This is a genomic window from Amycolatopsis minnesotensis (genome assembly GCF_039529815.1).
GTDB lineage: Bacteria > Actinomycetota > Actinomycetes > Mycobacteriales > Pseudonocardiaceae > Amycolatopsis > Amycolatopsis minnesotensis.
Genome location: NZ_BAAANN010000025.1, coordinates 110593 through 123158, shown reverse-complemented (window position 1 = coordinate 123158; position 12566 = coordinate 110593). Strand labels below are relative to the sequence as shown.

Sequence of the window (12566 nt, the reverse complement as noted above, 5' to 3'; positions counted from 1 at the left end):
CCTCTCAGACCCACTCGGCCAGTCGTTCGTCGATGCCGTCGACCGTCCACGGCCCGTCGGTCTCCACGGTGCGGTCACCCCGCCATCCGCTCAGTTCGGAGATCGCGCCACCCTGCACGGAGAACACCTTGCCGGTGAACGGGCACTTCTCGGTGCCGAGGTAGGCCACCATCGGTGCGATGTTGGCCGGGCTGAACGCGTCGAACTCGCCCTCCCCGACCTCCTGTGCGAACAACGCGCCCATGCCCGGCGTGGCCAGCGTCAGGCGCGTGCGGGCGATCGGCGCGATCGCGTTGACCCGCACGCCGTAGCGCTCCAGCTCGTCGGCCGCGACCAGCGTCAGCGCCGCGATGCCCGCCTTGGCCGCGCCGTAGTTCGCCTGGCCCGCGTTGGGCATGAACGTGCCCGACGCCGACGCGGTGTTGATCACCGACGCGCGCACCGTCTCCCCCGCCTTCGTCCGCGCCTTCCAGTACTCCGCGGCGTGGCGTAGCGGCGCGAAATGCCCCTTGAGGTGCACCGAGATCACCGCGTCCCACTGCGCCTCGGTCATGCCCGCGATGAACGCGTCGCGCAGGATGCCGGCGTTGTTCACCAGCACGTCGAGCCCGCCGAACTCCGCGACCGCCTGTTCGACCAGCGCCTTCGCGCCCGCCCAGTCGGCGACGTTGTCGGTGTTGGCGACCGCCTTCCCGCCCGCCGCGATGATCTCGTCGGCGACCTCCTGCGCGGGTCCCGCGTCCGAGCCTTCACCGTCGTTCGCGCCGCCGAGATCGTTCACGACGACCGAGGCGCCTTCCTCCGCGAGCAGCAGCGCGTGCTCGCGGCCGATGCCCCTGCCCGCGCCGGTGACGATCGCGACGCGTCCGTCGAGTGCTCCCATGATGCGTTGTTCTCCTTGCTGCTACGGGGTTTCAAGCGAGTTCGGCCAGGCCGTCCTTGACCACGAGCTCATCGTCCACAGTGGTCTCGTATGCGTAACGGCCTTCGGTGCCGCGCCAGATACGGGTGGTGATGTCCTGACCGGGCAGCACGGGTTTCGCGAACCGCACGGCGAGCCGCCGCAGGTTCTCCACCTTCGAACCGCCCGCCTCGGTCAGCACCGCCCACGAGGTGAACGCCATCGTGCAGAGGCCGTGCGCGATGATCCCCGGCAGCCCGGACATCTTCGCCATCTCCTCGTCGAGGTGAATGGGCATCGGGTCACCGGAGGCGGGCGAATACCGGAAGGTCTGGTCCTCGTCGACGTGCGCGACGACCTCGGCCACCGGGCCCGCCCCGCGCAACGACTCGTCGAAGACGTGCGACGGCGCCGTCTCACCGACCGCGCGGCCCGCGTCCGCCTTCCGGAAGAACGCGGTCATCCACTGCTCGTTGATCAGCTCTCCCCCGGCATCGGTGGTCTCGGTCCTGACCACCACCGCGGTGCCGTTCGGCTTCCCGGTGAACCCGACCGGCTTCGCACGCGAGGTCAGCACGTCACCCGGCTTGATCGGGCGGTGGAAGCGGAAGTCCTGCTCGCCGTGCACCAGCTTCGCCAGCAGTTCCACCGGCGCGACCGACAGCGCGGCCGGGACCAGTGAATTGAACACCGGCACGATCGCGAACACCGGGGACGCGATCGTGCCGTCGCGGTGCCGCTCGATCGGGTCGTTGGTGGCCTCGGCGTACTGGGCGAGTCGTTCGGCGGTCACCTCGAAGGTGTCCGGGTCGCTCCACCGCCCGATTCCCGATTCGTCGAAAGTGGGCTCGGACACGCCGATCAGGCCACCAGTTCGGCGAGCTTGGCGACGGACTTCTCCAGCTCGCCCTTGGTGCTCTTGCCGACGGCGGCGCCGATCGGGCCGACGATCATCTGGCCGGTGAACTCGGCGTCGATCTCCGCCTCGCTGCCTTCGCCGACCGGTTTGACCGACAGCGTGAAGGCGACCTTCACCCCGGCCATCCCGGTGCCGCTGATCTTGAGCGAGTTCGGCGCGTCGTACTCGTCGACCGTCCACTCGATCTTGTTGGCCATGCCCATCACCGAAACGACCTCGGTGATCTTCGAGCCGAGGCCGACCTCGGCGGGTACCTCGCCGCTCCACTTCTGGTGGATGGTCAGCCATTCCTCGAACCGGCTGAGATCCGAAACGGTGGCCCAGGTCTTCTCGGGCGTGCTGGGCAGCGCGACGGTGACGTTGACCTTGGTCATGGCGTGGGTTCTCCTTCGTCTTCTTCTGGTGGAACGGAAATCAGCGTTCGGCGGGCCGGTACGCGGTCACCACGACCGCGCCGCCGAGCCCGATGTTGTGCTGCAGGGCGACCGCGGCGCCGTCGACCTGGCGCTTGTTCGCGGTGCCGCGGAGCTGCCAGGTCAGCTCGGAGCACTGGGCAAGCCCGGTGGCGCCGAGCGGGTGCCCCTTCGAAATCAGCCCGCCGGAGGGGTTGACGACCCAGCGCCCGCCGTAGGTGGTGTCCCCGGCGTCCACGAGCTTGCCGCCCTCGCCTTCGGCGCACAGGCCCAGCGCCTCGTAGGTGAGCAGTTCGTTGGTGGAGAAGCAGTCGTGCAACTCGATGACGTCCACATCGGACGGTTCGATACCCGCCTGCGCGTAGACCTTGCGCGCCGCGGTGCGGGTCATGTCCGCGCCGACCAGGCTGATCGCGCTCTTGTCCGCGAACGTGCTCTCCAGGTCGGTGACCATCGCCTGGCCGACGATCTCCACCGCCTGCGCCGCCAGCCCGTGCTTCTCCACGAAGGACTCGCTGGCGATGATCGCCGCGCCGCTGCCGTCCGAGGTCGGCGAGCACTGCAGCTTGGTCAACGGGTCGTAGACCGGCTTGGCCGCGAGGATCTCCTCGAGCGTGTACTCGTCCTGGAACTGGGCGTACGGGTTGTTCACCGAGTGCTTGTGGTTCTTCACGCCGATCTTCGCGAACTGCTCGGCCGTGGTCCCGTAGCGCTCCATGTGCTCGCGGCCCGCCGCGCCGAACATGTAGGGCGCGGGCGGCATCGCGAACTCCTGCAGTTCGGCGAGCGCGAGCAGGTGCTTCATCATCGGCTGCTCGCGGTCCTCGTAGGTCGCGCCGAGCGAACCGGGTTGCATCTTCTCGAACCCGAGCGCCAGCGCGCAGTCCGCGCTCCCGCTGCGCACCGCCTGCGTCGCCAGGAACAGCGCCGTCGAGCCGGTGGAGCAGTTGTTGTTCACGTTGACCACCGGGATCCCGGTGAGACCGAGTTCGTAGACCGCGCGCTGTCCCGACGTCGACTCGCCGTAGACATAGCCGACGTAGGCCTGCTCGATCCGCGCGTACTCGATACCGGCGTCGGCGAGCGCGTTCGTACCCGCTTCGCGCGCCATGTCCGGGTAGTCCCACTCCCGGCTGCCCGGTTTCTCGAACTTCGTCATGCCGACGCCGATCACATACGCCTTACCGCTCACTTGGCCTCCTCGCTTGGCGCCATCTACCTGAGACAGTGTGTATCACTCACTTGTGTGTGACAAGGTGTATCGGATACTTTTTCGATCAGTAAACTGACCCGATGTTCAACGCGGCGAAGGACGGCACCGGACTCGCAGACGACGTGGACGGGCGATCGACCCGCTGGGACGCGCACAACGCCCAGCGGCGGCTGGAGGTGCTCGACGCCGCCATCGAGGCCATCGAAGAGGAAAGCCCCAAGGTCGGCGTCAAGCGGATCGCGGAGCGGGTCGGCGTGCCGAGGCCGGTGGTGTACCGCCACTTCAAGGACCGCGCCGATCTCGACGAGCAGATCAGGGCCCGCATCATCGAGTCGCTGATGGCCGAGCTGGCACCGACCCTGCGCCCGGACGGCACGGTCACCGAGGCGATCCGCCTCGCCGTCAGCACCTACCTCGGCTGGATCGACCGGCATCCGCGACTGCACGCCTTCCTCGGCGCACCGAGCGAGGGCGGGTCGCGCGTCGTCGCGGGCACGAAGACGGCCATCGCGATCCGGGCGGGCGAACTGTTCTCGGCGGTGCTGACCCGGTTCGGCAAGGACACCGGCACGGCACCCACGCTCGCGGTGGGCCTCGTCGGTCTCGTGGACGCCACGGTCAACCGCTGGCTGGCCGACAAGCGCCGTTCCCTCACCAGCCAGGAACTCGCCGAGTTCCTCACCGTCTCGATCTGGTCGCTGCTGGACGGCCACCTGCGCGCGCAGGACGTCCACATCGATCCACATCGGACGGTCGCGGACCTCGTCGGCGACGGGTGAGCTTGCCCCTCGCCCGAACCGCGTGCCACAGTACCTGTGACAGCATGTCTCACACACTTCGCGTGGAGCGGTCATGACCACCTACTTCGTCACCGGCGCGAGCACCGTGCTCGGCAGGAACCTGATCGCGCTGCTGCTGCGGCGCGAGGACTGCGAGACCGTGTACGCGCTGGCCCGGCCCCGCGCGTTCGACCGGCTCAAGCGGTTTGCACCGGACGAACCACGGTTCGTCCCGCTCGCCGGTGACCTCGACGAGCCGGGCCTCGGCGGGGACATGCCGTCCACCGTGGACCACGTCGTGCACCTCTCCACGACCGGCGTGCCCAACGCGCTCTCGTTCGCCCGCGACGCCGGTGCGACCGCGTTCCACCAGCTTTCACCGTCCACACGGGACGAAGCGCTGCTGCGCCGGCAGGACGATGTGCCGGTGCGGATCTACCGCCCGTCGGCGATGCTCGGCGACTCGCGGACCGGTGAGCCGGCGGGAGAAGGCGACCTGCTCGCCCTCGTGGCTCGGCTGTCCAGGGTCCCGAGTGGACTCCCGTTGGCCGCACCCGATCTCGGCCTCGCCGACGTGGTCCCCGCCGACCACGTCGCCGCCGTGCTCGACCGGCTCATCCACCACGACGCCCCGTCCGGGACCACCTACCCGATCCTGGCCGCCGAACCCGTTCCGGTGCACGAGGTCTACAACGCCTTCGCCGAAGCAGCGGGTGCGCCGAAGGTCGTCGTCACCACGCCTCGCGCGCTCACCGCGGGTGCCGCGGCCGCGCTCCGGCTCACCGACCGGCTGCCCCAGGTCCGCGCGACCAGGCAGGCCGTGCTGTCCGAGATCGGGCTCTCCTGGGCCACTGTCGCCCGCTGGCGCCGTGAAAGCGCTGTCGACGACACCGCTACCCGCGAAGCGCTCGCGGGAAGCGGGCTCTCCGCACCACCCCTGCGCGACTACGCGCACACGATCTACCGCCACTGGGCGGCGAACGTCGACCCGGACCGGGTCCGGCGCTCCCGGCCACGGAAGTCCTTGGCGGGCAGGCGAATCCTGATCACCGGGGCGTCCACCGGGATCGGCCGCCACACCGCGCTGCGGGTCGCTCGCGAAGGCGCCCACGTCCTGCTCGTCGCGCGGCGCGCCGACGAACTCGCCGAGCTCCAGGCCGAGATCGCCCGCCTCGGCGGCACGGCGCTGTCCTACCCGTGCGACCTCACCGACGGCGACGCGGTCGACGCGCTGGTCAAGGAGGTGCTCGGCGACCACGACGGCGTCGACGTGCTGGTGAACAACGCGGGCAGGTCGATCCGGCGCTCGGTGCTCGACGCGACCGACCGGCTGCACGACTACGAGCGCACGATGGCGGTCAACTACTTCGCCGCGGTCCGGCTCACCCTCGGCCTGCTGCCGTCCATGCGCGACCGGCGCTACGGGCACGTCGTGAACGTCACCACGCAGGGCCTGCAGAACCACACCCCTCGGTTTTCCGCCTACCTCGCCTCGAAGGCGGCGCTCGACGAGTTCGGGGTGGTCAGCGGGCGTGAACTGCTCTCGCACGGAATCACGTTCAGCTCGGTGAAACTGCCGCTGGTGAGCACCGACATGACCGCGCCGTCCGAGCGCTTCGACGCGTTCGGCGCGCTGCCCCTGATGGCCGTCGAGCGGGCCGCTTCCCTGGTGCACAAGGCGATCCTGAACCGGAAGGAAACCGTGTCGGTGCTGCTGCCGTTCGGCGCGCACGCGGAACTGGCCGCGCTCGTCGCCCCGCGCGCCACGCGCGCGCTCGGTCACCTCATCGGGCACGAAAGCATGCCGGGACGGCCGGGCGACCGCGCGGGGCTCCCGGCGGTCGCCGCCGCCGTCACGCGGATGGCGTGGCGGCGCTGGTAGTGCCCCCGGCTCCGGCCGCGCGGGACTCGTACCCCGCGCGGTCGGCCGAATCGGCGCCGTCGACGAGCGCGGTGTCACCACCGGCCAGGCGAACCGCCCAGTCCGCGGTCCGCTTCGGCACCATCCGCTGCGCCCTGGTCAGGAAGTTGAGCCTGCGCGGCACGAACACCTCGAACCGCGGCCGCTCCAGCGCCCGCGCGATCGCCGCCGCGACCTGCTCGGCCGTGACGGGCCGGAGGAACGGCATCTCGTGCAGGCCCGAGATCAGCTCCGTGCGGACCATCGCGGGCATCACACAGCTGATCTCCACCCCGCTCCCCCGCAACTCCCCGTTGACCGCCTCGGAGAACCCGACCACCCCGAACTTGGTGGCGCAGTAGGTGGAGCTGTTGGGGAAGCCGATCTTCCCCGCGGCCGAGGCCACGTTGACCACGTGACCGGTGCCCTTCGGCAGCATCTTCGCCACCGCTTCACGGGTCCCGTGGATCACCGAGTGCAGGTTCAGCTCCAGTTGGCGCACCGTGGTTTCCGGGGGCTCTCGGGTGACCGCCGCGAGCGGCATGATGCCCGCGTTGTTGACCAGCACGTCGATGCGGCCGTGTGTGCGCTCGACCTCGTCCAGGAACGCCGAGAACGCGGCGTGGTCGGTGACGTCGAGCGCGTGGCCCGAAGCCTTGTCCCCCAAGCTTTTCGCGGTGGCTTCCGCTAGTGCGCCGTCGAGATCGGCGAGTATCACCGTGGCGCCGCGGGAACTCAGCGCGGCGCCTGTCGCGGCCCCGATCCCCCTCGCGCCACCCGTGATCACGACGATCTTCCCGTTGACCGGCCTGCGTGCCATGGAGCGCCTCCTTTCGTGTTCCATTCTACAGTGGACGGTCAAGCGATCCGGAAGTGCGCGGGCACCGGCTCGGCGAGCATGTCCCGATGGACGGCGGGTGTCCACGGCCACAGCTCGGGTACGCCGTCCGCGCCGAGGTACCAGCTGTCGCAGCCGGTCGTCCACACGGTCGACGGCATCGCCCCGCGAAGGGCCGCGTTGAACTCGTCGGTGGCTTCGGCCGTCGGCACGATGGACGACGCCTCGCCGGCGCGCATCCGTTCGAGCCAGCGCAGCACGTAGTCCGCTTGGGTCTCGGCGATCGCGATGAGCGAGTGGTTGCCGATCGGGCTGTGCGGGCCGATCAGCGTGAAGAAGTTCGGGAAGCCCGGCACCGCCACGGTCCGGTAGCCGCGCGGTCCGTCCCGCCACGCCTCGTCGAGCGTGCGGCCGTCCTCGCCGGTCAGTTCCATCGGCCGCAGGAACGCGTGCGCGTCGAACCCGGTCGCGAAGACGAGCACGTCGGCCTCGTGCAACCGACCGTCCGTCGTCCTGATGCCGGTGGGCTCGATCCGCTCGATCCCCGCGGTGACCAGGTCGACGTCGTCGCGGCGCACCGCGGGGTAGAACGCGGCGGACATGATCAGCCGCTTGCACATCGGATCGTCGGGCGGGGTCAGCTTCGCGCGCAAGCGGCGGTCCGGGATCGCCATGCGCAGGTAGGACCGGCAGACCGCGGCGACGCCGGAACGCTGCCAGCCGGGCTCGACCGCCGCTTTGCCGAAGATCTGCTCCATGATCGTCTGGTAGGCGCGGTAGCTCAAGCGGTTCAGCTTCGGCGCGTTCGCCAGCGCCGCCCTGGACGCCGCGCTGTAGGGCAGCCGCGGCAGGGGCAGGATCCATTGCGGGGTGCGCTGGAACAGCTTCAGCGGTGCCGCCACGCCCGCCAGCGCCGACGTGATCTGGACGCCGGTCGACCCGGTGCCGATCACCGCCACCTTCTTTCCGCGCAGGGGCACGGAATGGTCCCAGCGCGCCGAATGGAACGCCGCGCCGTCGAACGTCCCGATGCCGGGAATGTCCGGGGTCTTCGGCTCGCGCAGGATGCCGGTGGCCGCGATCAGCACGTCGGCGTGGTCGGTCGCGCCGTCCGCGGTGTGCAGGCGGTAGCGGCGTCCGTCCCAGCCGGCTTCGGTGATCGCGGACCGGAACCGGATGTGCGGGCGAAGGCCCAGCTCGGCCGAGGACCGGACGAAGTAGCGCTGGATTTCCGCGCCGGGCGCGAAGTTCCGGGTCCACCCCGGGTTGGGCGCGAACGAGAACGAGTAGAACCGGGCAGGCACGTCGCAGCTCAGCCCGGGATAGGTGTTGTCGCGCCAGGTACCGCCGACCTCGTCTGCCCGTTCGTGCACGACGAAGTCGTCGAAACCGGCCTGCCGCAGCTTCGCGGCCATGCACAGCCCGGCCATCCCGGCACCGACGATCGCCACGCGGGGGGTGCCCGTCACCATGTCCACCCCTTCACGGTAGGAAGACACCCCGGCGGGTTCCATGTTTCAATCGGTCAGCGACTTGTTCGAATCGGTCACGGAGGGAGCGGGATGCCGAGCTGGGACTTCCCGCGCAGCCCGGTCGGCGCCAGGCTGCTGGTCCGCACCGGCGTCGAACGCGGGCTGACCGTGGACCAGTGCCTTGCCGGGACCGGGTTGACCGAACGCGACCTCGACGAGGCCGAACGGATCGAAGCGTCGCAGGAGCTGCGCACCGGGCGGAACCTCGTCCGGCGGCTCGGCGACCTCCCCGGCCTCGGTGTCCAGGCAGGTGCCGGATACACCCTCGGCACCGTCGGCGTCTGGGGTTTCGCGCTGCTGACCAGCCCGACCTGGGGCGACGCCGTCGAGGTCGGGGTGCGCTACTTCCGGCTCACGACCGCGTTCGTCCATCCCGAACTGCGCCGCGACACCGGGCGGGCACTGCTGGTCCTGCACGACGGCGAACTCCCCGCCGACGTCCGGAACCTGCTCGTGGAGCGCGATCTCGCGGCCACCGCGGCACTGGTGACGCTGCTGATCCCCGAACTGCCCGACATCCGGATGGACACCACGCTGGCCGACGCCGGGGTGGCCGCGCTGGGCACGGTGCTGCCCGGGGTCGAAATCCGCGGCGGGCAACCGGAGAACCTCGTCGCGCTTCCCGACTCCGTACTGGCCACTCCCCTGCCCCAGGCCGACGAAACCACCTGGGACACCTGCAAACGCCAGTGCCAGACCCTGCTGGAGACGACCACCGAACTGACCGGGGTCGCCGCCCGAGTCCGCGCCGCGCTGCTCGCCCACCCCGAACGCAACGTCACGATGGACGAGATCGCCGCCGGGCTGCACCACGACATCCGCACGCTGCGCCGCCGCCTCGCCGACGACGGCACCTCCTTCCGCGCGATCAAGGCGGACGTCCACCGGACGCTCGCGCTGGAAATGCTCGGCACCGTCGGGCTCACCGTCGCGCAGGTTTCCCAGCGCCTCGGCTATTCCGACCCGGCCGCCTTCAGCCACGCCTTCACCCGGTGGACCGGCCTGCCACCACGGGACTTCCGCCGCGCATAACGGGTGTTTCCCTGTTCACGAGCGGCCTCGAAGGTGGCGTTCGGGACAGTGGGGGCCGGGAATGCCCGATCTCATCGGGAGCATCTCCTTCGCGGCGCTCCCGGGTCTCTCGACTTTCCGGCGGCTGCTCGGTGCGAGCCCTGGCAATTCCCCGAAGGGCACCTCAGCGCATCAGCACCGCCCTGCGCCGCGAGTGCGAGTGTCCGAAAAGGACGCGGCTCCCGGGAGACGAAATCCCGGGAGCCGCGCTCGACCTCAGGCCAGGTCGTACCGGTCGAGGTTCATGACCTTGTCCCACGCGGAGACGAAGTCGTGCACGAACTTCTCCCGCGCGTCGTCGCTCGCGTAGACCTCGGCGAGCGCGCGCAGTTCGGAGTTCGAGCCGAAGAGCAGGTCGACCCGGCTCCCGGTCCACTTGACCTCGCCGGTGGCGCGGTCGAGGCCCTCGAACGACTCCGCGGTGGCGCTGTCCTCGGAAGTCGCCTTCCACCGCGTGCCCATGTCGAGCAGGTTCACGAAGAAGTCGTTGGTCAGCGACCCCGGCGTCGACGTGAGAACACCCTGCGCGGACTGGCCGAAGTTCGCGCCGAGCACCCGCAGGCCGCCGATCAGGACGGTCATTTCGGGCGCGCTCAGGTTCAGCAGGTTCGCGCGGTCCACGAGGAGGTACTCGGACGGCAGCCGGTTGCCCTTGCCCCGGTAGTTCCGGAACCCGTCGGCGGCGGGCTCGAGCGGCGCGAACGAGTCCGCGTCGGTCTGCTCCTGCGAGGCGTCCGTGCGGCCCGCGGCGAACGGGACCGCGACGTCGAAGCCGGCGTCCTTGGCCGCCTTCTCCACGGCGGCGACCCCGCCGAGCACGATGAGGTCGGCGAGCGAGACCCTCTTGCCCCCGGTCTGGGCGCTGTTGAAGGACTCCTGGACCCCCTCCAGCGTGCGCAGCACCTGCGCCAGCGTGTCGGGCTCGTTGACCTCCCAGCCACGCTGCGGCTCCAGGCGGATGCGCGCGCCGTTCGCGCCACCGCGCTTGTCACTGCCGCGGAACGTCGAAGCCGACGCCCACGCGGTGGAGACGAGCTGGGACACCGAAAGCCCCGAGTCGAGGAGCTTGCCCTTGAGCGCGGCGATGTCCGCGTCGTCGACCAGCTCGTGGTCAACGGCGGGCACCGGGTCCTGCCAGATCAGCGTCTCCCGCGGCACCAGCGGGCCGAGGTAGCGCTGGATCGGGCCCATGTCGCGGTGCGTCAGCTTGAACCACGCGCGCGCGAACGCGTCCGCGAACTCCGCCGGGTTTTCGTGGTAGCGCCGCGAAATCGGCTCGTAGATCGGGTCGAACCGCAGCGCGAGGTCCGTCGTCAGCATCGTCGGCGGACGCGACAGCGAGCCGTCCTCGGGGTCGGGCACGGTGTTGGCACCGGCGCCGTCCTTCGGCTGCCACTGGTTGGCGCCTGCCGGGCTCTTCGTCAGCTCCCACTCGTAGCCGAACAGGTTGTCGAAGAAGGCGTTGCTCCACCGGGTCGGCGTCGAGGTCCAGGTGACCTCGAGACCGCTGGTGATCGCGTCGCGGCCCTTGCCGCTGCCGAAGCTGTTCTTCCAGCCGAGGCCCTGCTCTTCGAGCGGGGCGGCCTCGGGCTCCGGGCCGACGTTCTCGTCGGCGTCACCGGCGCCGTGGGTCTTGCCGAAGGTGTGCCCGCCCGCGATGAGCGCGACGGTCTCCTCGTCGTTCATCGCCATGCGGCCGAAGGTCTCGCGGATGTCCCGTGCCGCGGCGAGCGGGTCCGGGTTTCCGTTGGGGCCCTCGGGGTTGACGTAGATGAGGCCCATCTGGACGGCGGCGAGGGGGTTCTCCAGCTCGCGGTCGCCGGTGTAGCGCTCGTCGCCGAGCCAGGTGCGCTCGGGACCCCAGTAGACGTCCTCGTCGGGCTCCCACACGTCGGCACGGCCGCCGGCGAAGCCGAAGGTCTTGAGGCCCATCGTCTCCAGCGCGCGGTTACCGGTGAAGATCAGGAGGTCGGCCCACGAGATCTTGCGGCCGTACTTCTTCTTCACCGGCCAGAGCAGGCGGCGCGCCTTGTCCAGGCTCGCGTTGTCCGGCCAGCTGTTCAGCGGCGCGAAGCGCTGCATGCCGGCACCGGCTCCGCCACGGCCGTCATCGATGCGGTAGGTACCCGCGCTGTGCCAGGCCATCCGGATGAACAGCGGGCCGTAGTGGCCGAAGTCGGCAGGCCACCAGTCCTGCGAGTCGGTCATGACCGCGTCGACGTCCCGGGTCAGCTCGTCGAGGTCGACCGACAGGAACTCCTTGCCGTAGTCGAAGTCCTCGGCCATCGGGTTCGCCACCGCGGGGTGCTTGCGGAGGATCTTCAGGTTGAGCTGGTTCGGCCACCACTCGTTGTTCGCCCCGCCCTCGGTGGGGTGCTTGAAACGCCCGGCCGAGACCGGGCAGCCGCCCGCGCTCTCCTCGTTCATCTCGCCAACAACGGCGTCAGGGCTGTCAGACACGGAAGTCCTTTCGGGATCGGAACGGATGCTCAGGATTTGAGCGTGGTGGTGCAGCCGGGGCACAGGCCCCAGAAGATGACCTCGGCCTCGTCGATGGTGAAGCCGTGATCATCGGAGGCAGTCAAGCAGGGTGCCGGGCCGACGGCGCAGTCGACGTCCGCGATCGCGCCGCACGACCGGCACACCACGTGGTGGTGGTTGTCCCCCACCCGCGCCTCGTAGCGCGCGACCGAACCGGGCGGCTGGATGCGCCGCAGCAGCCCGGCCGCGGTCAGCGCGCGCAGCACGTCGTAGACGGCCTGGTGGGAAACCTCGCCGAGGGCACCGCGCACGACGCCGATGATCGAGTCCGTATCGGCGTGCGAGTGCTCGTGCACCGCGGAAAGCACCGCCACACGCGGACGCGTCACACGCAGCGCTGCCCCGCGCAGCATGCTCTCGAAGTCCACAGTCGACGACACGCCCCGCAGTGTTGCCCACTTTCTGGAATGAATCAAGTTCACACGCCGGGTGGACTCGTTGCGGGGCGCGGGCACTCCG

Annotated in this window: 11 protein-coding genes; 3 read left to right on the top strand and 8 right to left on the bottom strand. The window is 70.1% G+C overall.

What is annotated here, in order from left to right; genetic code table 11:
- Window positions 1-4: 4 nt before the first annotated feature.
- The 4 genes from ABD256_RS28500 to ABD256_RS28485 are packed head-to-tail and all read right to left on the bottom strand — an operon-like array spanning window position 5 to window position 3425.
- Window positions 5-883 carry an SDR family oxidoreductase gene (locus ABD256_RS28500; protein WP_344425552.1) on the bottom strand — a complete coding sequence of 293 codons (879 nt, stop codon included), beginning with the start codon at window positions 881-883 and terminating at the stop codon, window positions 5-7.
- A 31-nt stretch (window positions 884-914) separates the two neighbouring features.
- The gene (locus tag ABD256_RS28495) at window positions 915-1757 is read right to left on the bottom strand and encodes a MaoC/PaaZ C-terminal domain-containing protein (RefSeq protein WP_344425549.1); all 843 of its coding nucleotides are present in this window, start codon (window positions 1755-1757) and stop codon (window positions 915-917) included.
- 5 nt (window positions 1758-1762) lie between these two features.
- Entirely contained in the window at window positions 1763-2194 is a 432-nt protein-coding gene (locus ABD256_RS28490; RefSeq protein ID WP_344425547.1) for a type II toxin-antitoxin system Rv0910 family toxin, read from the bottom strand.
- A 40-nt stretch (window positions 2195-2234) separates the two neighbouring features.
- Complete coding sequence (locus ABD256_RS28485) at window positions 2235-3425, bottom strand: lipid-transfer protein (protein ID WP_344425545.1); 1191 nt, start codon at window positions 3423-3425, stop codon at window positions 2235-2237.
- 101 nt (window positions 3426-3526) lie between these two features.
- Between ABD256_RS28485 and ABD256_RS28480 the strand changes: the two genes are divergently transcribed.
- Together ABD256_RS28480 and ABD256_RS28475 are read left to right on the top strand one after the other, a co-directional pair.
- On the top strand, window positions 3527-4225 hold the full coding sequence (locus tag ABD256_RS28480; RefSeq protein WP_344425543.1) for a TetR/AcrR family transcriptional regulator: 699 nt from the start codon (window positions 3527-3529) through the stop codon (window positions 4223-4225).
- Window positions 4226-4298: 73 nt separating this feature from the next.
- Window positions 4299-6107: an SDR family NAD(P)-dependent oxidoreductase gene (locus tag ABD256_RS28475; protein WP_344425541.1), complete on the top strand. Its 1809-nt coding sequence runs from the start codon at window positions 4299-4301 to the stop codon at window positions 6105-6107.
- Here the strand turns inward: ABD256_RS28475 and ABD256_RS28470 are convergent.
- Both ABD256_RS28470 and ABD256_RS28465 read right to left on the bottom strand, forming a co-directional pair.
- Window positions 6079-6945, bottom strand: a complete 867-nt coding sequence (locus ABD256_RS28470) for an SDR family oxidoreductase (RefSeq protein ID WP_344425539.1) — start codon at window positions 6943-6945, stop codon at window positions 6079-6081. The genes ABD256_RS28475 and ABD256_RS28470 overlap by 29 nt on opposite strands.
- A 38-nt stretch (window positions 6946-6983) precedes the next feature.
- Entirely contained in the window at window positions 6984-8435 is a 1452-nt protein-coding gene (locus ABD256_RS28465) for a flavin-containing monooxygenase (RefSeq protein WP_344425626.1), read from the bottom strand.
- Between the two features lie 90 nt (window positions 8436-8525).
- Between ABD256_RS28465 and ABD256_RS28460 the strand changes: the two genes are divergently transcribed.
- Entirely contained in the window at window positions 8526-9527 is a 1002-nt protein-coding gene (locus tag ABD256_RS28460) for an AraC family transcriptional regulator (RefSeq protein WP_344425538.1), read from the top strand.
- A 255-nt stretch (window positions 9528-9782) separates the two neighbouring features.
- On the opposite strand, the gene katG is transcribed toward ABD256_RS28460, so the two are convergent.
- Complete coding sequence (gene katG / locus ABD256_RS28455) at window positions 9783-12026, bottom strand: catalase/peroxidase HPI (protein ID WP_425546535.1); 2244 nt, start codon at window positions 12024-12026, stop codon at window positions 9783-9785.
- A 29-nt stretch (window positions 12027-12055) separates the two neighbouring features.
- On the bottom strand, window positions 12056-12487 hold the full coding sequence (locus ABD256_RS28450) for a Fur family transcriptional regulator (RefSeq protein ID WP_344425535.1): 432 nt from the start codon (window positions 12485-12487) through the stop codon (window positions 12056-12058).
- Window positions 12488-12566: the final 79 nt, after the last annotated feature.

Coding starts and splice junctions, on each gene's coding strand:
- ABD256_RS28500 (WP_344425552.1), bottom strand. CDS start 883: ATGGGAGCACTCGACGGACGCGTCGCGATCGTCACCGGCGCGGGCAGG.
- ABD256_RS28490 (WP_344425547.1), bottom strand. CDS start 2,194: ATGACCAAGGTCAACGTCACCGTCGCGCTGCCCAGCACGCCCGAGAAG.
- ABD256_RS28480 (WP_344425543.1), top strand. CDS start 3,527: ATGTTCAACGCGGCGAAGGACGGCACCGGACTCGCAGACGACGTGGAC.
- ABD256_RS28475 (WP_344425541.1), top strand. CDS start 4,299: ATGACCACCTACTTCGTCACCGGCGCGAGCACCGTGCTCGGCAGGAAC.
- ABD256_RS28470 (WP_344425539.1), bottom strand. CDS start 6,945: ATGGCACGCAGGCCGGTCAACGGGAAGATCGTCGTGATCACGGGTGGC.
- ABD256_RS28465 (WP_344425626.1), bottom strand. CDS start 8,435: ATGGTGACGGGCACCCCCCGCGTGGCGATCGTCGGTGCCGGGATGGCC.
- ABD256_RS28460 (WP_344425538.1), top strand. CDS start 8,526: ATGCCGAGCTGGGACTTCCCGCGCAGCCCGGTCGGCGCCAGGCTGCTG.